Below are 23,473 nucleotides of genomic sequence, written 5' to 3'. Positions count from 1 at the left end.
GAACGGCGGCAAACGGCCGCAGCCACTGCGACGCAATGCCACAGCGCGTGAATGCGGCCGGCATTGTCGACGGGGTATCGACCAATCTCTAACGAATACTTTTGAGGGGATAGTGCAATATAAATGCACTAAAACTGTGCGCGCGCTTCTTTTACAGAAGCTGCCGATTGAAGAGCAGTCAGGCCATGGGTGTCCTGACTGCCTGGAGATGCCGGTGTCACTGGAGGACGCCGTGGGAAGCCAACTGGATCAGCTGATGGTATAGCCGTTGTCCACCACCCAATCCTGGCCAAACACGCCGCGCGCACCCTGCGAAAGCTGGAACAGGATGACGTTGGCCACGGCCGCGGACTCGAGAAAGTGTCCAGGCAACAGTCGTTTTGTCACGCCTTCGGCAACGCTCTCGAGCTGGTCATCGCTCAGCCCCAACGAACCCCAGATGGCCGTGGCGGTAGGACCCGGCGAGACCATGTTGATACGCACGTCCAGCGGCGCGAACTCCACCGCCAACGTGCGCGCCTGCGCCGCCAGTGCGGCCTTGCTCGCGATATAGGCAGCCAGGCCGGGGAAGGTCGAGCGGATCAGGAAGGTCCCAACGAATACCACCGAGGCCGGCTTGGCCAGCTCGTTGCGCAGCGCGGCGAAAGTATTCAGCGCGCCGGCGCCATTGACCGCCCACTGCCGATCGAATGCCGCCATATCCAGCCCGTCGGCCAGTTCGGCGATACCGGCATTGGGCACCAGGTAGTGCACCGGCCCCAGCTGTGCGGCGCGCCGAGCCAGCTGGGCCAGGTCTTCAGCCGAAGTGACGTCGCCACGCAGCCACTGCAGCTGCTCGGCATGGGTTTCCAGCAGCGGCTCGAGCCCGCCGATGCTGCGCGACATTGCCAGCACCCGCGCGCCACGCTGCAGCAGCGCCGAACACAATGCCAGACCGATCCCGGAGCTGGCTCCGGTGACAACAGCCAGACGATCCTGAAACTCGCTTTTCATCATCATCTCCGAGCTCGACGCATGCCGAGTCACAGGCCACCCCGCAAGGCAGCGTTTTTTGGGCTAGGTAATTTGGCGGACAGGTGCAGACGCGCACCCGCCCGATTCACGCTCCGGGTTCAGCCCGGATGACCGTCTACACGTGCGGCGACCAGCATCGGCGCATAGCGCCAGACATAGAGTGCAAAGGCCAGGCCCCAGCAGGTTGCTGCAAGCCACAGGCCGCCAACCGGCCAGACGACGGAGAGAAAAACCCGCGCCGCCGTACCGAGATTGAACAGCACGAACGCCCCGACGATTCCCGCGGGCAGTTGCAGTGGCCGACCGGTATGGCCGAGGGTGACCCGGGCAATCATCGCCAGGATCAGCCCACTCATGGAGCCCACGCTCAGCGCATGCAGTGATGGGCTGGACTGCGCCAGCAGACCGAAATGCCAGAGCGCCAGGCCGAACGCAGCGACCACCAGCCAGAGCATCGCCATATGCAGCGACCAGAGCAGGCCGACCTTCCAGATGCCCTTGTCGTACCAGCGCGCCAGGCGCAGCAGGTGGCCGACGCCGATAGTAACGAACAGCAGACCCAGCAGCGGCTGTGGACGCATGGCGACACCGAAGGCATGCAACAAGGCGATCACCCCAGTGCCCACCAACAAGGCGATATCCAGCCAGACCCAAGGCTTGACCGCCTCGACCTTGCCCAGCCCGCGCTGCGTGAAGAATGGAATCACCCGGCCGCCGATCAGGGCCATCAGCGCCGCGACCAGCCACAAGCCGGCCAGTACGCCCTGGCGCTGCAGCGCATCGTTACCTTGCAGCAAACCGCTCAGCGTCAGCACATCGGCACCGAACATCAGCGACAGCACCACCACGATCGGGTAGTTACGCTTCTGCCGCACCGCCCAGAGCATCCGCGCCATCATCCACGCCAGCGCCAGCAGGAACAGCAGGTCCAATGGCGCCAGCAACTCGGCGGGCAGGCCGAACAGCCAGCCCAGGCGGGCCGCCAGCCATACCAGCGCCAAGCCCATCAGTCGTTTCCCGGAGGGCGCCGTCTGGCCGGTCCAGGTCTGTACCGCGGTGAGCAGAAAGCCGGCGACGATGGCCATGGCGAAACCGAACAGCATCTCGTGACGATGCCAGGCCAACCAGCCACCTGTGGGCTGAAAGCCCGGCCAGTGACCGGTCCAGGTCGCTACCCAGAGCGGGATCGCCAACAGCGCGTAAACCGCGCCGGCGAGAAAGAACGGGCGAAATGCGAGTCGCCAGATGGGCGGAATACTCAGGGCTTTTCGCCGATCGATTACTTGCACGGAAGGACCTCCAGACTTGCCTTATCCGGCGGCCATACAAGGCCTGCACGCCGGATCGATGAGCGCTCCCAATATCTGGGAGCCAGGACTACTTTCTACAGGGTAGGAGGCTTCGACAGACTTGATTGCGATCAGATTTTCTTCGAGGCGGAATACAAGTGACGACCGGAGCAACAAGCCGAACCCCAACGCACCATTGCAGTGCGCCACGACCGGCTTTTCCGCGCGGTTAGAGAGGTCGATCCGTCATCCGGCACGCTGTCCGGCCAGATGCCGACACGCTCAGGCAGGTGCCTGCCCGAGCAGCCTCGGTGGGGCGGGTTTACTTCAATTCCTGCTTGACCGTTTCGGCCTGGGCAGTGGTTTCGCCGTCACTGACCGACTTGCGGAAACCGCTGATCGCGCCGCCCAGGTCGGAACCCAGGCCACGCAGGCGCTTGGTGCCGAACAGCATGACCACGATCAGGAGAATGATCAGAAGTTGCCAGACGCTGATACCCATCATTTGTGCTTACCTCGGATGTGCCGAAAATCGATTGCAGCCCTGAGCTCAGTGACCGCTGTGTGCGTTGTGTGAATCGCTGGGCATGTGCCCGTGCATGCCGCCGTGCTGCATGCTTGCCGCTTCCTGCAGCAGCGCCTGATCGATCTGATCGAAGCGCAATACGCGGCCGCCGTGTTCCTCAGCCAGCCGCAGGGCAGCCTGCTCCTCGGCGAAGGTCGCCAGGGAAGCGCCCATGGCGCCCTTGAGCGAAGTGCCGACCACATAGTAGGCGCTGGTTGCGTCGATCAGATGACCGTCGTCCGGGTGCTCCCAGACGCTGCGCCCCATGTCATGCACGTACAGCTTGGCGTTGAGCAGACGGTTCTCCGGCTGCAGCCACCAGCCGAGCATTTCCGCCGTCGAGCAGAACTTCCTCACCCCGCCCTTCTCCACCGCCTGCCCCTTGGGGCCGGGGAAATCGGTGATGATCATGCCGCAGACGTGGCATTCATCGCTGTCATGGAAGGCCACCGGCTCGAGCGACTGCTGGACCTCCTCCTTTTCCCCACAGCCGGCCAGCGTGAAGGCCAGCGCCAGGGCGAAGAGCGTTCCGGCGCCGATGCGATGCAGTGCGTTCATAATTCGTTTCCTCAGATCTCGATATTCAGGTCAGACGACGGCGGAAGATGCCGTAGGCCAGCAGCAGCGAAGCCCCGATCCAGGCCAGCAGGCATAGCCAGAGCACCGAAGCCGGCACCGGCAGATCGGCACCCAGCGACAGCACACCCATGGCGCTGCCGCTGCCCTCGAAGCCGGACAGGTTGATCAGCCGGTAGATGTCGGTGGGGTTGAGCAACAGCAGCCAGGGCAGCAGTTCCGGGTTGAACTTGCCTTCACTGAGCACCAGCAGTGCCAGCAGCACCAGGTCGAACACCAGCACGAAAAGAAACCACACGCCGAGCGCCAGCCCGGCGGCGCTGGATTTTTCATTGACCTTGCCACTGAGCACGTAGGCGAAGGCGAGGAACACCCAGCCGAGCAGTGTCGAGGAGATCATGAAGCGGCCAAAGGCCCAGAGCAGCAGGCCCAGCTCGACACCATCGACCAGCAGAGCGATGGCCAGCGCCGCACAGCCGAAGCCGATCAGCACCGCCAGGGCAAGAATCAGCCCGTGGCCGACGAACTTGCCGAGCAGGATCTGCCCGCGTCCCAGCGGGTAGGTCAGCAGTAGCATCAATGTGCCGCCCTCATCCTCACCGACGATGGCGTCATAGGCTAGCAGCAGCGCGATCAGCGGCATCAGAAAGGTGGCCAGGCTCGCCAGGCTGGCGATGGTCGCCGGAATCGAGGTGAAGCCGAGCTGGCCGGAGGCCGCGGCGCCGAGCCAGGCGATGCCCACCGCGAGCACGGCGAAGAGCAGGCTGATGGCGAGCAGCCAGCGGTTGCGCAGGCCGTCGCTGAGCTCCTTGCGGGCAATGTTCCAGACCTGATTCATGGGCGACCCTCCTGCGCGCGCACGTCGCCGGCGCGCTCCATGTAATAGCGATAGAGGTCTTCCAGCGATGGCTGGTGGATTTCGATGTCCTCCGGCTCGCTTTCACCGAGCAACTGCCGCAGCAGCACCAGCTTGTGGCCGTTGACTGCCACCACCTCCAGGCTCGACTCGCTGAGACCGCGAGCACTGTGCCCGGCGTCGGTCCAGCGCTGCAGCCAGCTGTCCCGCTCGCTGACGCCACTCGCGCGGATGCGCACCGGCAAACCGGCCTCGGCACGCAGTTGCGACAGACTGCCGACTGCCTGCAGGCGGCCCTTGGCGAGGATCGCCGCGCGGTTGATGTGCGCCTCGACGCCCGGCAGCACGTGAGAGCAGAGAATGATGCTGGTGCCACGCTGACGCAGGCGGTCGATCAGCTGGTAGAGGTCCTGCGTGGCGATCGGGTCAAGGCCAACGGTCGGCTCGTCGAGCAGCAGCAGCTTCGGTTCGCCGAGCAGCGCCTGCGCCAGGCCGAGGCGCTGGCGCATGCCCTTGGAATAGGTCTTCACCCGGCGATCGGCGGCATGGGCCAGGCCGACCTGTTCGAGCAACTCATCCACCTGGGTCAGTGCCGCGCCCTTCAGGCGGGCGAAGTGGCGCAGGGTCTCGCGGCCGCTCAGTTGCGGGTAGAAGGTGACGTTCTCCGGCAGATAGCCGAGCTGGCGGCGCACCTGCGGATCGTTCGGCGCGCGGCCAAGGACTTTGACCTGCCCTTCGCTTGGCGCGAGCAGGCCGAGAATCAGCTTCATGCTGGTGGTCTTGCCCGCGCCGTTATGGCCGAACAGCCCCAGCACCTCACCTTCACCGAGGTTCAGGTTCAGATCGTGCAGCACGGTCATGCTGCCGTAACGCTGGCTTACGCCCTGGATCTCGACGGCGTTCATGACGTTGGTTCCTGCTTTTCGGTAAGGAGTTTTTCAGTGGGCAGCTTCATCAGTGGATGGCTGTCCTGTACGCCCGGCGATTTGACTACCGGAAAGGCGCGCTGCACCCAGCGCAGCACTTCGATGCTCGGGCTGTTCATCAGCAGGCGCACCTGCGGATACAGCCAGAGCAGGCGGTCGACGTTGTCGTTGGGTTCGTAGGGGACATCGCCGAGGCCGTCGTTGTTGCGGTCCCAGCCGAGGTAGTCGCTCCAGTAGTTGCCGCGGCCGTCCACCGACCACTCCTGGGTGCGGCTGGCAACATACTTGACCTGCTGCTGATTGCCGACGAAGGCATTGCCGGAAATACGGTTGTCTTCCGAGCCCGCCGTCAGGTGGATACCCAGCGAGCTCTTTTCGAAGTGGTTGTTCTCGATGGTGTTGAACAGCGAGTTGTAGATGAACAGCGCCTTGCCTTCACCACCGCTGATCATGCTGTCGCCGCCGGTATCGCCGCGCTGCACGTCACTGACGAAGTTGTCCTTGATCGTCGAGTAGGTGATGTAGTTGAGCAGGATGCCGTAGTTCTGATCCTGCTCGGAGCGGTTGCCGGTGACGATCAGCTTGCGACTCTGCATCAGCGCATAACCGGTACGGGTACGCCGGGTGATGTTGTCGATCACGCTGTTGTCGTTGGCGAACATGTAATGCACGCCGTAGCGGACATCCTCGATGACGTTGCCTTCCAGGTGATTGCCGTTGGAGGTATCGATATAGATACCGTCGCGCACGTCACGCACCTGGTTGCCGACGATCCGTGCGCCCTTCACCGCAAACAGGTGGATACCGTTGCCGCGGTCCTGCGAGCGAACGCTGGCGTCACCGTCGATCTGGTTGCCGAGCACCTGCACGTCGCTGGTGCCATCGACGAATACGCCAAACCCTGGACCGCGCATCTGGTTGTTGCTGATCTGCGCGCGATGGGCGGCAGGCAGGATGAACACCGCAGAATCCATGGCGGTGAGGTCGGCGCCCCACTCGCGCAGCGTGCAACCATCGACGAGCACGTCGGGCGCGCTGATGAGCAGGCTGCTGCCCTGCCCTTGCGACTGGATGATTGCACCCGGTTCGCAACGCAGCTGCATGGGTTGCTCGATGGTGAACTGACCCCGATATTCACCGGCAGGCAAGCGCCAGCGGTTTTCACCGTCGGGCTGCAGCGGCAAGGTTGTGATTGGTTGCGGTGCCGCCTGGGCCACACCGCTGAATAAGAGCAGCAGCGAAACTGCCGCCGAGTACCGCGAGAAAATAGCCTGAGCTTTGAACACTGCGTTTTGACCTTCTTCAGCTTCCAGGCGGGTAACACTGCGGCAAGAGCCTCGGCAGCACCGAGGCTCGTTGCGCAATCACTGAACCATCACCCGGCTTAGGGGCGATGGTTCGACCAGCTTACGCAGGCTCGACCATCATGCGGCCGACCATTTCCATGTGCAGGGCATGGCAGAACCAGCTGCAGTAGTACCAGTGCAGGCCAGGCTTGTCTGCCACAAAGGTGATGGAAGAGGTCTGCTGCGGGCTGATCTCCATGCTCACACCATGGTTGACCATGACGAAGCCGTGGGACACGTCTTCGATCTGGTCGATGTTGGTGATGGTCACGGTGACCTCGTCGCCCTGCTTGACGGTGAATTCCTGCACACCAAAAGCCGGCGCCATGGAGGTCATGTACACGCGCACCTTGTTGCCGTCACGGATGACCTTGTTGTCGGCGTCGAGGTTGATGCCGTCCTTCTTCGCCCGTTCCAACGTCGGCGCGAAGAACGGATCGTTGCGGTCCCAGATCTTCTTGGTCTTGATCTGGTCGCGGCGGGCCATGATGCAGTCGTGCGGCTCGGCAAAAGTAGGGCCGTCATGCACCAGCTTCATCTCGTCGCCGGAAATGTCGATCAGCTGATCGTTCTCCGGGTGCAGCGGGCCGGTCGGCAGGAAGCGGTCCTTGCCGAACTTGCACAGCGCCACCAGCCACTTGCCATCGGCTTCGCTGGTTTCACAGAGCGAGGCATGGATGTGGCCCGGCTGGTAGTGCACATCCAGCTTCTGCTTGATGTAGTTGACCTTCTCGCCGTTGTAGGCGCGTACCGCGTCGGCCATGTTCCACTTGACCACCTGGCTGTCGATGAACAGCGTGGTGTAGGCGTTGCCACGACCGTCGAAGGTGGTGTGCAGCGGGCCGAGGCCCAGTTCCACTTCGGCGGCGATGGTGTCGCGCGGGTCCTTTAGCTTGCCGGCGAACAGGTCGGGCAGTTTGGCGATCTCGATCATCGACACAGTCGGCGAAAGCTTGCCGTTGGCGATGAAGTACTTGCCGTCGGAGGAGGTGTTGCAGCCGTGCGGGTTCTTCGGTACCGGGATGTAGCGAGTGAATTCGCTGTCCTTGTCGCCCTTCTTGCGGCCATCGAGCACCGGCACCTTGGAGTCGCCAAGGGTGGTGAACTTGCCGGCCTTGACCGCTTTCTCCGCCGCCTCGATGTCGAACACCACGACCCAGTCACGCTCGTTGCGCATCATTCCGCCGAGGTCGTAGGCCTTTTCCGAGTTGTAGCAGGTGGCAGCAGCGAAGCGGCCGGTGTAGTCAGCGTCGGTGTTGTCCAGGTTGCCGTCGACGATGATCTGGAAGGCCATCTCCATCTTCTCGGCGTCGATGACGTTGTACATGGTGTAGCTGTTCTCATCCTGCAGATCGAAGACCTTGCCGTCGTTCGGGTGCGGGATGACGAATTCGGCGTTGGCGTAAACGTACTTGGTGTACGGCACCTTCTGCAGACGCAGGCCGTGGATTGCCTGGCAATTCGGTACGGTCAGCATCTTGTCGCACTTCATGATATCCAGGCGGATACGTGCAACGCGGGTGTTGGCCTTGTCGTTGATAAATACGTACTTGCCGTCGTACTTGCCGTCGGTCATCGAGATGTGCGGGTGGTGGCAGTCGCCGTTGAGGAACTTGGCACTGTCGCCCATGATCGCGCGGCTTTCGTTGGTCAGGCCCCAGCCGGTAGCGGAGTCGACGTTGAACACCGGGATGCGCATCAGTTCGCGCATCGACGGGATGCCCATCACGCGGACTTCGCCCTGGTGGCCGCCGCTCCAGAAGCCGTAGTAGTCATCCAGCTCGCCCGGGGCGACGTGGATGTTCTGCTGCGCATTCTTTACCGCTGCAGCCCAGGACTCGCGGCTCATTACCGCGCCACCGAAGGCAGTGGCCGCGACGGCCGCGCCAGTTACCGCGCTGGCACCGAGGAAACCGCGACGGCTCATGCCGCCCTTCTCCAGTACCTCGGGATTGTTCTTGCTCTTGTCACTCATGGGGTTTCGCTCCTTTGGGACATCTGCTTCAAACACATCGATCGAGCACCTCGCCAGCGGCGACGGCTCAGGGTTCCACCACTTGCACCACGGGAATCAGCTCGGCGGAGGCCGGTGCTTTCTTGCCGCGCTTGTTGCGCTTGTTCTTGTTCACCAGCGGCGGGCACTTGTTCTCGTTGTGATAGGTCATCTGGCAGTCGAGACAGTAGTGGCACTCGTTGGCATTGATGCGGCCGTCCGGATGGATCGCCTGGATCTCGCATTCCTTGGCGCAGAGCTGGCATGGGTCGCCACACTCCTTGCGGCGCTTGAGCCAGTCGAACAGACGCAGCTTGGTCGGAATCGCCAGCGCCGCGCCCAGCGGGCAGACGTAGCGGCAGTAAACCTTGCGGGTGAAGATGTTGATGACCAGCAGGAACACCGCGTAGGTGACGAACCACCACTGACGGTCGAACTTGAGGGTGATGGCGGTCTTGAACGGCTCAACCTCGGCAGCCTTCTCGGCCATCATCATCGACTCGAGGGAGATGCCGAACAGCACCAGCAGGATGATGTACTTGATCGCCCAGAGCCGCTCGTGCACGGCGAAGGGCAGCTCGTACTGCGGAATCTTCAGCTTGCGCGCGGCCTCGTTGATCAGCTCCTGCAGGGCGCCGAACGGGCACAACCAGCCGCAGAACACGCCACGGCCCCAGAGCAGGATGGTAGCGGCGGTGAAGGTCCAGATGATGAAGATCACCGGATCGGAGAGGAACAGCTCCCAGCGGAAATCCTGGAACAGCGCATGGACGAAGGTCAGCACGTTGACGACCGACAGCTGCCCGAGCGCATACCAGCCGATGAACACCACGGTGAACACCAGGTAGCCGCGGCGCAGCCAGTGCAGGAACTGCGGCTTCTGAGTGAACTTGTCCTGCAGGAACAGGATGACCGTCAGCAGGCCAAGGGCTGCGAGAATGACGCCAATCTGGAAGGTCTTCTGGTACCAGATATTGACCCACATCGGCCGGTTAGCTTCTTCAATCGCGGCCAGCTCCTCGTCGGTCGGCTGCGGCCGCTCGATGTACTCGTCGAGCATCTGGTAAGGCAGCTCGAAGCTGGTGAACATGCCGCTGACCGGTCCGATCTGCCGGCGCACCAGCAGTTCCAGTACCCAGGGCGAACCCGGATCGAAGCGCACCGCCTCACGGACGATGAAGATCGCCATCTCGCTGAAACGTGGTGCACCGTCGATGTAGATATCGTTGAGTCGCTGGAAGTCGAGATCGCGGAAACTGATGATGTCGCCGAACTGGCGCAGCTGAACCCGATCGAAGATGCCGCCGCGCACGTAGCCCGAGCCCTTGAACGAATACTCACCGCTGCCCAGCACGGCGATGGCGTGCTCGCCCGGCTTGAGTTCTTCCATCAGGAAGCGGTACTGGTTGTCGCCCAGCAGGTTGCGGCCGATGGTCGGCGGATTCAGTTCCGTCACGTAGAGATCGATGAAGGTATCGTCGGCGGTTTCCGGAGAAGCTTCGTCGATACCTTCGGCCTCGGTCCCCTTGAAGGCTTCGTCGATCTGCCCGCGAGTCAGGTGCAGCCGTCGAATCGCCCCATTGCCGGTCAGCTCGGTCCAGTCGGCCGGCTGGTAAACGTCTTCGCGCACCAGTGCGATTTTCGGCCGTGCCGTGTTGCCCGCCTCGATCAGGCCCAGCGATACGGCCACCTCATGGGCGGCGCGCATCACCACCTCGTTGACCACCATCACCGTCACGGTGGCGCCGGTTACCGCATCGATGGTCACCGCATTGCTGTCGCTGGAGCGGCCGACCACCACGCGCTGGTCAGCCTTGATGCCCTCGTACTTGGCATTGAAATCGTGGAGCTTCTGCTCGGGGATACCGATCAGCAGGATCGGTTCGTGGTGTTCCAGCACATAGGCGTCGCGGATCACGCCCTGTGGATCGAGCAGCACCTGCATGTTGATCGGCTTGCCGGAATAGGCCGGAATCTTGGTGACGTTGATGCTCTGGAAGGCGTAGCCGAGGACCTCGTCGCCCTTGCGCAGCGTTCGAACCTGATAGTCGCCCTCGGGCTCGGAAATGCTCGCACCGGGAAAAAACTGCTCGATGCGCTGTCGTTCGACTTCGTACTCAACGGCCTGCACCGACACGGAGCAAACTGCCAGGCTCAGGAAAATGAGCAAGCTACTGATCCAGGTACGCGCGGTACCGGTCAGCGACGAATGTCCGCGGGAAACCATCAGATCACCTAAATCCACTGTCGACGTGGGGCGAATGGTAGGTGACCGCTGACGGGACTCCCCTTGATTGCAATCAAGGACGCGCCGGGCCGCCACTTTCGTTGTTCCATGTCAAAGAAACACCCTGACGGAGAACGAAGACGTTGTTATGACCAAGCCTAGGTCAGTACCGGGCAAATGCGAGAACGGCGCCGTGGCAGTGTGCGTTAGCGCAAGAAGGAGAAGGCGGGCGCGGATCGAACCCACGCCGCCAGCAGGACGGCGCGCTCAGTGACGACCGGGTGGGGTTAGATAGGCCGCCGTCGCACCGCGCGTGGCTTCACTGGCCTTGATTTCCATCCTGGCGATGCTACGCAGATGCACCTGGTCCGGGCCGTCGGCAAAGCGCAGGGCGCGGCCACCGGTCCACATGTCGGCCAGCGGCGTGTCCGGGGTCAGGCCCATGGCGCCGTAGACCTGGATCGCGCGGTCGACCACGTTGATGTGCATGCGCGGCACCAGCGCCTTGATCATCGAGATTTCCTTGCGCGCCGCCTTGGCGCCGACCTCGTCGATCATCCAGGCGGTCTTGAGCACCAGCAGGCGCGCCTGTTCGATCTCGATGCGCGATTCGGCGATCCAGTCGGCGACGTTGGAATACTGATGCAGGTATCTGCCGAACGCCTTGCGTTCCTGGCAGCGCTCGACCATCAGCTCCAGCGCCAGCTCGGCCATGCCGATCGAGCGCATGCAGTGATGGATACGACCCGGGCCTAGGCGCGCCTGGGCCATCATGAAACCGTCGCCCTCCCTGCCCAGCAGATTGCTCGCCGGCACCCGCACGTTGCGCAGCAGCAGCTCGCTGTGGCCCTCCGGGGCGATGTGGTTCATTACCGGAATGTTGCGCACCAGCTCGACGCCGGGCGTGTCGAACGGCACCAGGATCATGCTCTGTTGCTGATGGGTCTCGGCGTCAGGGTCGGTCTTGCCCATGACGATCAGGAGCCTGCAGTTGGGGTGCGAGGCGTTGGTGATGAACCATTTGCGGCCGTTGATCACGTAGTCGTCGCCATCGCGGCGGATCAGCGTCTGGATGTTGGTGGCGTCGGAAGACGGCACGTCCGGCTCGGTCATGGCGAAGGCCGAGCGGATCTCGCCTTCGAGCAAGGGCACGAGCCAGCGCTGGCGCTGTTCCGGCGTGGCGAACATGTGCAGCAGCTCCATGTTGCCGGTGTCCGGCGCATTGCAGTTGAACACTTCGGACGCCCAGTGCACGCGCCCCATGATTTCCGCCAGCGGCGCGTACTCCAGATTGCTCAGGCCCACGCCCGGCTCGTCTTCGCCGAGCGACGGCAGGAACAGGTTCCACAGCCCTTCCGAACGCGCCAGCGCCTTGAGGTCGTCCATGAACGACACCGGATACTGCCCGGCCGCCACCTCCGCGTGCCAGGCGCCGATGCGCGGCACGATATGCTGGTCCATGAAGGCGCGCAGCTGGTGGCGCAGCGCCTCGACGCGTGGGCTGTAGGCGAAATCCATGGGTAACCTCTGCTGATCGGAAAACGATGCAGCCACCATAGACCCCGCTGCCGCTAAAGCAACGAGGCTGCGGTGACTGAATCAGGCCCGATAAGCAGGAAGCGAAGCGTCAGCCGAATTGACCGTGGTCATGACTGTCGCTGGTGAAACTGGTATGTGCGCAGCCTTACCAGTGCACGTAGAACATGCCCTTGGCCAGCAGCACGATACCGATCATCTGCAGCAGGATTGCCCAGTGAATGGCCCGGTAACGCGGCGGCGTCATCCGGCCTTTGCGCAGCAGAACCGCCACCAGGCCGAAGGTGAAGAACACGCCGATAGCCAGCAGAACCTTCAACGACAGAAGCGTGGCGAAACTGCTGGCGAACGGGTCGGCCAGCGCCTGGCGGTGATACCAGCCAAGGCCGATACCCGCGCCGTAGACGAACAGCACCACCCAATGCAGCACCACCCGCGAGCGGGCGCCGACGGCGCGCTCCACCAGCGGCATGGTCTGTTCACCAATCTGCTGGCGGATACGGCTGAGGATCATCACTTCGAAGAACAGCGTACCGATGAAGAAAATCGCGGCCAGCAGATGCACCACATGCAGAACGGAATAACTCATCGGTACCTCCAGGATGACTGTCAGCAGCGATCATCCTCCATCCGCACGCCAGCAGACTACCCACTCGGTCATTTCGCCGACGCGGTGACCTGCGCGCCATTGCGCTCGATGTGCTGACCTTGCAGGAATCCGCCGTCGGAGGTGCGGATGCGGCTGATGCTGCCATCGTCGCGTTTTACCACGTACAGCGTCTGCTCCAGCCCGGCAGCCTGCTGGGCACCCTGCCCGACCAGATAGCCGATGCCGCCACCGACCAGCGCGCCGATCGGACCACCCGCCGCCGCACCGAGCATGAAGCCACTGAGCCCACCGAAACCGCCGCCAACCGCACGATCCTCGTGCACCTCAAGAACCTCGTCCGCGCTGGCCATACTGCTCGCCAGAACTACCGCTGCCGCCATCAGAACCGTTGCGCTTTTCATGTCATCGCTCCTTTCGCGAATGGGGGTAACCACCATTCCCTACTACAGGAACCGTGCCGTTCGGATAGACCAATTAAATCAAGATGATATCAAACACCAGGGTAAATAGGACCCTGCGAAGAATGGTGATTTATACACCCAACAAAGTGATATACACCCTAACCAGTGCGGCATATTCACCTAAGCTTCTCGCAAGAAAGAAGAGGTGCAACACGATGATCCGCTGTAAACGCGCATACCAGCCTGCCGCGCAGGAAGACGGGCAACGTGTACTGGTCGATCGGCTATGGCCACGCGGCTGCCGCAAGGACAGCCTGGCGCTGCACGCATGGCTAGCGGACCTCGCGCCCTCGGCCGAGCTGCGCAAGGCATTCAAGGGCGGAGCGATGCAGTTCGACGAGTTCAGGCAGCGTTACCGCGGCGAGCTGGCGGCACATCCCGAGCATTGGTGGCCGCTGCTGGAGATCGCCGAAAGGGGCACCCTGACACTGGTATATGCCGCGCGCGACGAGCAGCAGAACAATGCGCGCGTGCTGGCCGAATGGCTGGAACAGGAGGGAGAGCGGCTTGAACGCCCCAGCTCGCCGGCCTGCATGGCCGGCGAGCTGGGAATTTGTCTCAGCGACGACGATTGACCGTCATCGCAGCGCGGATCAGATCGGCGCCGATGTCCGCTTCGTAGGTTTTCCAGACCGGCAGCATCTGCTCGCGCCACGCCTGACGCTCCTCCGGTGTAAGGGTGATCAGCTGGCTGCTGCCGCTGGCAAGAATGCGCTCGCGATCGCGCCGGTTCACCGCTGCGGCTTCGCGGTTCACCGCCTGGGTCACTTCAAGGATGATGCCTTCCAGCTCGGAGCGCACGGCGAAGGGCATGCTCAGCCAGAAATCGTTGTTGGTGATCAGCATGTAGTCGAGCACACCGTGGTTGCTCTCGGTGATGTACGGCTGAACGCTGTGCATGTTCTGGCTGAGGATGTTCGACCACGGATTTTCCGCGCCCTGCACCACACCACCCTTGAGCGACTCGTAGACCTTGGCGAATGGCAGTACGACGGACTTGGCGCCGACCGCCGCGAACTGCGCCTCGAGCACGGGCGAGGGCTGGATGCGGAACGCCAGGCCATTGGCATCGCTCGGCTTGCGCAGCGGTGTCGTAGCGGAAAGCTGCTTCAGACCGTTGTTCCAGTAGGCAAGTCCGTAGACGCCGTGATCGGCCATCGAGCGCAGCAGCTGACGCGCCGCCTCGCGCTTCTGGAAACGCTGCAGCGCCTCGGCGTCGTCAAACAGGAATGGCAGGTCGAAGACCTGCAGCTTCTTGGTGTAAGGCGCGAACTTCGACATCGAGGGCGCCAGCAACTGGACCTTGTTGTCGAACAGCGCCTGCATCTCCTCCGCATCGCCGACCAGTGTCGAGTTCGGGTAGACCTCGACCTTCACCTTGCCGGCCATGCGCTGCTCGACCAGCTGTTTGAGCAGCAACGCGCCCTTACCCTTGGGCGTGTCATCCGCCACCACGTGAGCGAACTTGATGACGATCGGCTCGGCCTCGGCAGCCATGGCCGGGGCACTGAACCAATACAGCGCTGCAACCAGCGCAGCGACACAAGACTTGTACATCTGACCCCCAATGGGAAATGCCCGAAGGCGCCTCGTGAGCACCGTTCGAGTGGTTAGTCGAAATGAATAAAGGTCCGGCTCACACGTCGCGCAGCCGGTCTTTTCTGAGGTAGCCCGATCGACGCGCTTGCGGCAGTCGTCGCTGGCCTTTATTGGAATGCAGCTGCGACAACACGGCGTGAGGGCCGTCCGCAGCTAGTACGAAAGTCTTAGTGAACGCCGCGGATGGCACAAGGCCAGAAAGTGCGACCAGCTCTCAAAACAGCGTTTTGCTCGCACGGGTAGACGCTGCGACGAGCCTGGCAAGGCCCGTCGCAGAGCGCTCCGATGACCGCTCCGGAGGCAGGGCCGGAGTCGGCAGCCTCAACGGCGGTTGACGGCCAGCGCGGCGCGCATGATGTCCGCACCGATGTGCGCTTCGAACGACTTCCACACCGGCTGCATCTTCACGCGCCAGGCCTGGCGCTGCGCCGGGGTCAGCGTGACCAGTGTGGTATTGCCGCTGGCGAGAATCTGCTCACGCTCACGCTGATTGATGGCCGCAGCCTCGGCATTCACCGTCTGGGTCACTTCAAGCACGATGTTTTCCAGCTCCGAACGTACAGCAAAGGGGATGCTCGTCCAGAACTCGGAGTTGGTCACCAGCATGTAGTTGAGTACACCGTGATTGGTTTCGGTGACATAGCTCTGCTTGAGCCCGGCGTTCTGGCCACGGATGTTCGACCACGGACCCTCGGTACCCTGCACCGTACCGCTCTGCATGGCCTTGGACACCTCCGAGAACGGCAGTCGCACGGCCTTGGCGTCGACCGCGGCGAACTGCGCCTCGAGCACCGGCGAGGGCTGGATGCGGAACGCCAGCCCCGCCGCATCGGCCGGGGTTTGCAGCGGCTGGTTGGCCGACAGCTGCTTGAGACCGTTATTCCAGTAGGCCAGCCCGTAGATGCCACGCCCAGCCATCGAACGCAGCAGGTCCCGGCTTGCTTCACGCTTCTGGAAGCGTGCAACCGCCGCATCGTCATCGAACAGGAACGGCAGGTCGAACACTTCCAGCTTCGGCGAGTACTCGATGAACTTGGACAGCGACGGCGCCAGCATCTGCACCTTGTTGTCCAGCAAGGCCTGCATCTCGTCAGCGTCGCCGACCAGCGTCGAGTTCGGATACACCTCGACATCCACCTTCCCAGCCAGACGCTCGCGCACCAGCGTCTGGAACAACAGTGCGCCCTTGCCCTTGGGGGTGTCGTCCCCAACCACGTGGGCGAACTTGATGACGATGGGTTCCGCGGCCTGCGCAACCAGCGGAGAAAGGGTGAGAACCAGCGCCGCGAACGGCGCAACAACCAGAGACTTGAACACGTTTACCCCCACGGGAAATAGGCTCGGCACGGCGCCTCGTGAGCTCCGTTCGAGTGGTGTTTGCGATTCGATGTGGTTCAGCCGTCACCTGGTGAGGCGTGGCCGACGTTTGTAGCGAGGCGACCAGTGCACCGCGAGTGAGGTCGCAGGCTGGTCTTTATTGGAATGGCGATGACCGATCAGTACGGGTTGGATCCGCCTGGTCACCGAGCCGCGCAGTGTTGGCTATCGAAGGCTCTGGCACAAGGGCTGAAGCTCCGACCAGCTCGCAAAACGGAATATTGCATCCATCGGCTGGGCCGAACTTCTCGCCGGCACCGCCTTCTACTGGCTACCACAGCCCGGGCCATGTGATGACTACCGACCAAGCGAACCCATCCACAACAGTGACCGATTGCCTGATCGTCGGCGGCGGACCCGCCGGCCTGACCGCGGCGCTGTACCTGGCGCGTTTCCGGCGCAGCTGCCTGGTCGTGGATGCCGGCTCGAGCCGGGCTTCGTGGATACCGCGCTCACGCAATTACCCGGGCTTCCCGCCGGGCATCAACGGCAACGACCTGCTGGCGCGCTTGCGCGAGCAGGCCAGCGGTTACGGGGCGCGCCTGGAACACGGCCGCGTGGAGCATATCGAGCCGCATACCGAGGGCTTCAGCGTGCGTTACGGTGAAAACGTCTGCGTCACACGGCGGATCATTCTGGCTACCGGCATCGAGGACAGTCTGCCGGACATGCCTGACATCGAAACGGCGATCGCTGAGGGCAAGGTCCGGCTCTGCGCGATCTGCGATGGCTATGAAGTCGACGGTGACAACGTCGCCGTGTATGGCGAAGCGGAGAATGCCATCAGCCACGCGGTGTTCCTGCGCACCTTCACCGACCGGGTCACCGTGGTGGTGCACGGCGAGCAGGACGCCTGCGATCAGGCTATCGCCCTGGCCGAGCATTACGCCATCCGCGTGATCAGCGACCGCGTCGAGTCACTGCACCCCTGCGAGACCGGCATCGAACTGCTGACCTGCCGCGGCGAGCGGCACCACTTCGACATCATCTATCCCAGCCTCGGCGCACGCTTTCGCTCCGAACTTGCCGTGCAGCTTGGCCTCGACTGCGACGAGTGCGGCGGGGTGAACGTCGACGAGCACCGCCAGACATCGTTGCGCGGGCTGTACGCCATCGGTGATGTGACCATGGGTCTGAAGCAGATCAGTGTCGCCATCGGCCAGGCTGCCCAGGCGGCGACCGCCGTGCATAACAGCCTGGAAGCCAACCCCTGGGGTGGTTCGACAGTGGCCGCGAGATAGGCCTGGCGCAAAGACACTCGGCCGATCGTCACTGCCGCCGCGTGTGATCAACATTCGCCAGCGCCTGAAGGGCTAGGCTTATACGAGCCCTTATCCCCGGAGCACCTCATGTCACTCAGCGTCTTCGACCTGTTCAAGATCGGTATCGGCCCGTCCAGTTCACACACGGTGGGGCCGATGCGGGCAGCCCTGCTGTTTGCCGAGGGGCTGCGGCAGGACCAACTGTTGGCTACCACCGACCATCTGAAGGTCGAGCTGTATGGCTCCCTCGGTGCCACCGGCAAGGGTCACGGCAGTGACAAGGCAGTGCTGCTCGGTCTCGAAGGCGAGCGGCCGGAACGCGTGGATACGACGAACATTCCTCAGCGCATGGCGGCGATACGTGAGACCTGCGCGCTGCGTCTGCTGGGCGAAAAGTCCATTCGCTTCGATGTCGGCCATGATCTGCAATTCATCCGCAAGCCGCTGGCCTTCCACCCCAACGGTATGGTCTTCCGCGCGTTCGATGCGGCCGGGCTGCAAGTGCGCAGCCGCGAGTACTACTCGGTAGGCGGTGGGTTCGTCATCGATGAAAACGCCACCGGCAACGACCGCATCGTCGAGGACGCGACGCCGCTGCCCTACCCTTTCCACAGCGCTGCACAGCTGCTTGCCCACTGCACGGCGCACAGCCTGACCATCAGCGAGCTGATGCTCGCCAACGAAACGGTCTGGCGTCCACAAGGCGAAACCCGCGCAGGGCTGCTGCGCATCTGGCAGGTGATGCAGGACTGCGTGGAGGCCGGCTGCCGTACCGAAGGCGTGATGCCCGGCGGGCTCAAGGTGCGCCGACGCGCGGCGGGCCTGTACCGCCAGCTCAGCGAGCACCCGGAGGCCAACCTGCGCGATGCGCTCAACGTGCTCGACTGGGTGGATCTCTATGCGCTGGCGGTCAACGAGGAGAACGCCAGCGGCGGCCGCGTGGTCACGGCCCCGACCAACGGCGCGGCGGGCATCATTCCGGCGCTGCTGCATTACTACATGCGCTTCGTGCCGGGTGCAGACGAGGACGGCGTGGTGCGCTTCCTGCTCACCGCCGCCGCCATCGGCATGCTCTACAAGGAGAACGCCTCGATCTCCGGCGCCGAGGTCGGCTGCCAGGGCGAAGTCGGCGTGGCCTGCTCGATGGGGGCAGGCGCGTTGTGCGAGGTGCTCGGCGGCACACCACAGCAAGTGGAAAACGCCGCCGAGATCGGCATGGAGCACAACCTCGGGCTGACCTGCGATCCCGTCGGCGGGCTGGTGCAGGTGCCCTGCATCGAGCGCAACGCCATGGGCGCGGTGAAGGCCATCAACGCCGCACGCATGGCCCTGCGTGGCGACGGCAGCCACTTCATCTCGCTGGACAAGGTGATCCGCACCATGCGCCAGACCGGCGCCGACATGAAGAGCAAGTACAAGGAGACCGCTCGCGGCGGGCTGGCGGTGAACATCATCGAGTGCTGAACATCGGCCAGGCAGTAATTGGCGGCGCAAACCCCTATCATCGGTTCGGCGGTGCCGCAGGCCAGGTGGACATTCTCTGACTGCTGCCCCCTTCCAGCGCCGCGGAAACGCCAGAACAGAGGAACCGATGAGCACCAGCCCCGAGCCAGCCACGCCCAAGAACGACACCCTGACCCGCAGCACGCTGCAGTTTCCAGTGGTCGGGATCGGCGCTTCCGCGGGCGGCCTCAAGGCACTGATGAGTCTGTTCGAACACATGCCAGCCGATTGCGGCATGGCCTTCGTGGTGATCATGCACCTCTCGCCCAATCACGAGAGCAATGTCGACAGGATCCTGCAGAACCTCACCCGCATGCCGGTGTTGCAAGTGCGCGGGCCGGTGGCTATCGAGCGCAACCACATCTACGTGATTCCGCCGGCGATGGATCTGTCAATGAACGACGGCTATCTGCGCCTGCTCGCCCCGACCCGCGAACGCGAGCCCCAGGTCGCGATCGATCTGTTCTTTCGCACCCTCGCCGATGCGCACCATAGCCATGCACTGGGCATCGTACTCTCCGGCAGTGGCTCGGATGGCTCGGTCGGTCTGGCCCGCATCAAGGAACAGGGCGGCGTGACCCTGGCGCAGGCCCCTGCGGACGCAGAGTTCGACTCGATGCCGCGCAGCGCCATCGAAACCGGCATGGTCGACATCGTGCTGCCGGTGGCGGAAATGCCGCAGAAACTGATCGAGTTGTGCCGCAACATGCAGGCATTGCTGGCGCGCCACGAGCCGAGCCTGTCCAGCGGCGATACCGAACAGGCGGGCGCGGAGCAGGCCGCGGTGGAATACGCCGACGCACATATCCAGTCCAAACCCAACGAACTGGCGCTGCGCGAGATCCTCGCCGCGCTGCGCACGCGCACCGGCCATGACTTCCGGCATTACAAGCAGGCAACCGTGCTGCGGCGAATCGAACGACGCATGCAGGTCAACGCACTGCCCGACATGCCGAGCTATGCGCGCTACCTGCAGGGCCATCCGGAGGAGACACCGGAACTGCTTGCCGACATGCTGATCGGCGTGACCAATTTCTTCCGCGACCGGGACGCCTTCGAAGCACTGGAGCGCGACATCATCCCGGCGCTGCTGGAGCAGAAGGCAGGCACCGATGACAAGACCCTGCGCGTCTGGTCGGCGGCCTGTTCGACCGGGGAGGAAGCCTATTCCCTGGGCATGCTGCTGGCCGACCAGGCCGCAATCACCGGCGCGGGCAGCGAGCTGAAACTGCAGGTGTTCGCCACCGATATCGACGACCGCGCTCTGGAAACCGCGCGCAACGGTGCCTATCCGGAAGCCATCCTGACCGACGTGTCGCCGACCCGACTGCGGCAGTATTTCGTAAAGGACCAGAATCAGTTCCGCCTGCACAAGGAGCTGCGCGAGCGAATCCTGTTCGCCCGCCACAACATCCTGCGCGACCCGCCGTTCTCGCGACTGGACCTGATCTCCTGCCGCAACCTGATGATCTACCTGGACAAGGACATCCAGATCGAAGTGCTGCGCATGTTCCACTTCGCCCTCAATCCTGGCGGCTACCTGTTCCTTGGCAACTCTGAAACCGCCGACGCCTGCGCCCAGCTGTTCACGCCGGTGGATAAGAAGAACCGCATCTATCGCGCCAGGGAAGTGGGTGCATCGCTGCGTCGGCCTCCGGTAGGGCCTTTCCAGGGCTTCTCGTTTTCCGCCCCCGCTCAACCACCGTTCAGCGAGCCGAGCCGACGCAGCAAGAAGTTCTCCTTTGCCGACGTGCACCAGCGGGCGCTTGAGCAGTACGCACCACCCAGCGTCATCGTCAATCAGGAAGCCGAGATCGTGCACATGTCCGATAAGGCGGGCAACTTCCTGCGCTATGTCGGCGGCGAGCCTTCGCTGAACCTGACCACGCTGGTCCATCCACAACTGCGCCTGGAACTGCGTACCGCGCTGTATCAGGCGACGCATACGGGCAAGAGCGTGGAAGCGCGCCGGGTGCGCCTTGAGCGCGACGGTCGCAGCTTCTACGTGAACATGGTGGTGCGGCCGTTCCGTGACAACGAGGCCGGTAACGAGTACGTGCTGGTCATCTTCGATGAAGTCGAAGCCTGCATGGATACCGGGGCCAGCGATGGAGCTGAGGCCAAGGACAGCGTCCTGGCCCAGCTGGAGGCCGAGCTGCAGCAGACCAAGGAGCAGCTGCAGATCACCATGGAGCACTCGGAGACCTCCACCGAGGAATTGCGCGCTTCCAACGAGGAACTGCAAGCGATCAACGAAGAGCTGCGCTCGGCCACCGAAGAGCTGGAGACCAGCAAGGAAGAACTGCAGTCGATTAACGAAGAGCTGACCACGGTCAACTACGAACTCAAGAGCAAGGTCGACGAAACCAGCAAGATCAACGATGACCTGCAGAACCTGATTTCCTCCACCGACATCGCCACGCTGTTCGTCGATCGCAAGATGCGCATCAAGTGGTTCACCCCACGGACCCAGGACATCTTCAACGTGATCGGCAACGATGCCGGCAGGTCGCTGTTCGATATCACCCATCGCCTCGACTATCCGCTGCTGCACGACGACGCGGCCGAGGCCTTTGGCGCGCTGCATCTGGTCGAGCGCGAAGTGGTGAACCGCGAAGGCACGCGATGGTATCTGGCGCGCTTCCTGCCCTACCGCACCCAGGATGATCGTATCGAAGGTGCCGTGCTGACCTTCATTGACATCACCGACCGTCGCCGCGCCGAGGATCAGCTGCGTGCCGGCGAGGCCCATCTGAAGCTGCTGGCGCAGAGCACCAAGGGCTACGGCATCATCACCCTGGACTGCGACGGACTGATCACCACCTGGAATCGCGGCGCGGAGATCATCTTCGGTTATCGCGAAGAAGAGGCCATCGGCCGCCAGATCGACCTGATCTATACCGAAGAGGACCGTCAGGCCGGCGTGCCTGAAGCCGAGCGCAAACGTGCGCTCGAGCAGGGCCAGGCCACCGACGAGCGCTGGCATATGCGCCGGGACGGCTCGCGCTGCTTCTTCAGCGGGCTGGTCAATCCGCTGGTGGACAATACAGGCAAGGTCACCGGCTTCGCCAAGATCGCCCGCGACCTCACCGAGGACCGGCAGCGCAGCTCAGAACAGCAGAACGAGCTGGAAAGCACCCTGGCCGCCAACCTGCAGAAGGACCAGTTCTTCGCCGTGCTGTCCCACGAGCTCAAGCACCCACTGAATCTCATCCAGCTCAACACCGACCTGGCCGCCCGCTCCCAGGCGGTAAAGAACAACCCGAGCGTGCACAAGGCGATGCAGTCGATCCAGAACGCAGTGCGCAGCCAGTCGCGGATCATCGATGACCTGATGGACGTTTCGCGCATCCGCACCGGCAAGCTCAAGCTGCACTTCGCCACGCTGCGCTACCAGGAAGTGTTGCGCGGTATCGAGTCGGTGTTTGCGCCGCTGGCGCTGGCCGAGAACGTCACCTTCGAAACCTTCAAACCGGATGAGCCCATTTTCATCCAGGCCGATCCGACCCGTCTGGAACAGATCATCTGGAACCTGCTGAACAATGCCTGGAAGTTCACCAAAGGCGGCCAGCGCATCTGCATGCAGCTCGAACGCGAAGGCGACTTGGCACGGCTCGACGTCATCGACACCGGGGAAGGTATCAGCGCCGACTTCCTGCCGAAGGTCTTCGACATGTTCGGCCAGGCCGAGATGCAGCATGCACAGCGCGCCAAGCATGGGCTGGGCATTGGGCTGGCGCTGGTCAAGCAGCTGGTCGAGGCGCACAACGGCCACATCGAGGCCTACTCTGAAGGCATCGGCCGCGGCGCCCGCTTCAGCGTCTGGCTGCCGATGCACCTGCAGACCGAATTCGAGCTCAACGACCAGGGTAACGTCGACGACGCCGGCGGGCTCAGGGGCATCCGCATCCTGCTGGTGGACGACTCGCCGGACATCCTCGAAACCATGTGCGAACTGCTGCAAAGCGAGGGCGCCGAGGTCACCACCGCCAACGGCGGTGCGCGCGGCATCGAGCTGGCCGAGCAAACGCCGTTCGACGTGATCGTCTCCGACATCGGCATGCCGGAAATCGATGGTCACAAGATGATGTCGGTAATTCGCCAACAGGGTGCGAACACGCAGACCCCGAGCATCGCCCTGACCGGATACGGCACCCTGCGCGATGTGGAAAAAGCCATGGCCGCCGGCTTCACCCAACACCAGCGCAAACCCATCGATCTGCAGGCGCTGATCGATGCGGTGACCCAGGCCGTGCGCTGATCCACTGGCCAGCAGCAGGATTGGCTAATGGCTGCCACGCTCCCACGCGGAACATGGCAGCGATCGGGTAGC

18 protein-coding genes are annotated in these 23,473 nt (G+C 63.1%); 4 read left to right on the top strand and 14 right to left on the bottom strand.

Annotated elements, in window-relative coordinates:
• Nucleotides 1–249: 249 nt before the first annotated feature.
• The 12 genes from BHD08_RS03920 to BHD08_RS03865 all read right to left on the bottom strand — a co-directional run bounded on the left by BHD08_RS03920 (nucleotide 250) and on the right by BHD08_RS03865 (nucleotide 13,339).
• A complete protein-coding gene (locus BHD08_RS03920; protein WP_015275739.1) occupies nucleotides 250–993 on the bottom strand; it encodes an SDR family NAD(P)-dependent oxidoreductase in 744 nt (247 codons plus the stop codon).
• Nucleotides 994–1,112: 119 nt separating this feature from the next.
• Complete coding sequence (locus BHD08_RS03915) at nucleotides 1,113–2,303, bottom strand: NnrS family protein (protein WP_106157651.1); 1,191 nt, start codon at nucleotides 2,301–2,303, stop codon at nucleotides 1,113–1,115.
• Nucleotides 2,304–2,625: 322 nt separating this feature from the next.
• On the bottom strand, nucleotides 2,626–2,808 hold the full coding sequence (tatA, locus tag BHD08_RS03910; RefSeq protein ID WP_015275737.1) for a twin-arginine translocase TatA/TatE family subunit: 183 nt from the start codon (nucleotides 2,806–2,808) through the stop codon (nucleotides 2,626–2,628).
• Nucleotides 2,809–2,853: 45 nt separating this feature from the next.
• Nucleotides 2,854–3,426, bottom strand: a complete 573-nt coding sequence (locus BHD08_RS03905) for a nitrous oxide reductase accessory protein NosL (RefSeq protein WP_015275736.1) — start codon at nucleotides 3,424–3,426, stop codon at nucleotides 2,854–2,856.
• Nucleotides 3,427–3,451: 25 nt separating this feature from the next.
• Nucleotides 3,452–4,282 (bottom strand): ABC transporter permease, encoded by an 831-nt coding sequence (locus BHD08_RS03900; protein WP_015275735.1) that lies wholly within the window; start codon nucleotides 4,280–4,282, stop codon nucleotides 3,452–3,454.
• On the bottom strand, nucleotides 4,279–5,205 hold the full coding sequence (locus BHD08_RS03895; RefSeq protein ID WP_015275734.1) for an ABC transporter ATP-binding protein: 927 nt from the start codon (nucleotides 5,203–5,205) through the stop codon (nucleotides 4,279–4,281). The genes BHD08_RS03900 and BHD08_RS03895 overlap by 4 nt, the downstream gene beginning before the upstream one ends.
• A complete protein-coding gene (locus tag BHD08_RS03890; protein WP_125020874.1) occupies nucleotides 5,202–6,512 on the bottom strand; it encodes a nitrous oxide reductase family maturation protein NosD in 1,311 nt (436 codons plus the stop codon). The genes BHD08_RS03895 and BHD08_RS03890 overlap by 4 nt, the downstream gene beginning before the upstream one ends.
• A 121-nt stretch (nucleotides 6,513–6,633) precedes the next feature.
• A complete protein-coding gene (gene nosZ, locus BHD08_RS03885) occupies nucleotides 6,634–8,547 on the bottom strand; it encodes a TAT-dependent nitrous-oxide reductase (protein WP_106157649.1) in 1,914 nt (637 codons plus the stop codon).
• A gap of 67 nt (nucleotides 8,548–8,614) precedes the next feature.
• Nucleotides 8,615–10,792, bottom strand: a complete 2,178-nt coding sequence (gene nosR, locus BHD08_RS03880; RefSeq protein ID WP_125020873.1) for a transcriptional regulator NosR — start codon at nucleotides 10,790–10,792, stop codon at nucleotides 8,615–8,617.
• A gap of 267 nt (nucleotides 10,793–11,059) precedes the next feature.
• Nucleotides 11,060–12,310 (bottom strand): acyl-CoA dehydrogenase family protein, encoded by a 1,251-nt coding sequence (locus BHD08_RS03875; protein ID WP_106157647.1) that lies wholly within the window; start codon nucleotides 12,308–12,310, stop codon nucleotides 11,060–11,062.
• Nucleotides 12,311–12,476: 166 nt separating this feature from the next.
• Nucleotides 12,477–12,917 carry a CopD family copper resistance protein gene (locus BHD08_RS03870; protein ID WP_106157646.1) on the bottom strand — a complete coding sequence of 147 codons (441 nt, stop codon included), beginning with the start codon at nucleotides 12,915–12,917 and terminating at the stop codon, nucleotides 12,477–12,479.
• Between the two features lie 68 nt (nucleotides 12,918–12,985).
• Entirely contained in the window at nucleotides 12,986–13,339 is a 354-nt protein-coding gene (locus BHD08_RS03865; protein WP_106157645.1) for a hypothetical protein, read from the bottom strand.
• 215 nt (nucleotides 13,340–13,554) lie between these two features.
• On the opposite strand from BHD08_RS03865, the gene BHD08_RS03860 reads away from it, so the two are divergent.
• Nucleotides 13,555–13,974: a DUF488 domain-containing protein gene (locus BHD08_RS03860; protein ID WP_106157644.1), complete on the top strand. Its 420-nt coding sequence runs from the start codon at nucleotides 13,555–13,557 to the stop codon at nucleotides 13,972–13,974.
• Here the strand turns inward: BHD08_RS03860 and BHD08_RS03855 are convergent.
• Together BHD08_RS03855 and BHD08_RS03850 are read right to left on the bottom strand one after the other, a co-directional pair.
• On the bottom strand, nucleotides 13,958–14,956 hold the full coding sequence (locus BHD08_RS03855; protein WP_015275726.1) for a TRAP transporter substrate-binding protein: 999 nt from the start codon (nucleotides 14,954–14,956) through the stop codon (nucleotides 13,958–13,960). The two genes, BHD08_RS03860 and BHD08_RS03855, sit on opposite strands and share 17 nt — an antisense overlap.
• 363 nt (nucleotides 14,957–15,319) lie before the next feature.
• Nucleotides 15,320–16,315: a TRAP transporter substrate-binding protein gene (locus BHD08_RS03850; RefSeq protein WP_106158807.1), complete on the bottom strand. Its 996-nt coding sequence runs from the start codon at nucleotides 16,313–16,315 to the stop codon at nucleotides 15,320–15,322.
• 353 nt (nucleotides 16,316–16,668) lie between these two features.
• Here BHD08_RS03850 and BHD08_RS03845 point away from each other — a divergent pair, with 353 nt between their 5' ends.
• The 3 genes from BHD08_RS03845 (at nucleotide 16,669) to BHD08_RS03835 (ending at nucleotide 23,401) form a co-directional block, all read left to right on the top strand.
• On the top strand, nucleotides 16,669–17,616 hold the full coding sequence (locus BHD08_RS03845) for an NAD(P)/FAD-dependent oxidoreductase (RefSeq protein ID WP_125020872.1): 948 nt from the start codon (nucleotides 16,669–16,671) through the stop codon (nucleotides 17,614–17,616).
• Nucleotides 17,617–17,724: 108 nt separating this feature from the next.
• Nucleotides 17,725–19,101, top strand: a complete 1,377-nt coding sequence (locus BHD08_RS03840; protein WP_015275723.1) for an L-serine ammonia-lyase — start codon at nucleotides 17,725–17,727, stop codon at nucleotides 19,099–19,101.
• 127 nt (nucleotides 19,102–19,228) lie between these two features.
• Complete coding sequence (locus BHD08_RS03835) at nucleotides 19,229–23,401, top strand: CheR family methyltransferase (RefSeq protein ID WP_125020871.1); 4,173 nt, start codon at nucleotides 19,229–19,231, stop codon at nucleotides 23,399–23,401.
• Nucleotides 23,402–23,473 lie beyond the last annotated feature (72 nt).

This window comes from Pseudomonas sp. SCT (assembly GCF_003864275.1).
Taxonomy (GTDB): domain Bacteria; phylum Pseudomonadota; class Gammaproteobacteria; order Pseudomonadales; family Pseudomonadaceae; genus Stutzerimonas; species Stutzerimonas stutzeri_AE.
This window is presented reverse-complemented; position numbering and strand designations above follow the sequence as displayed.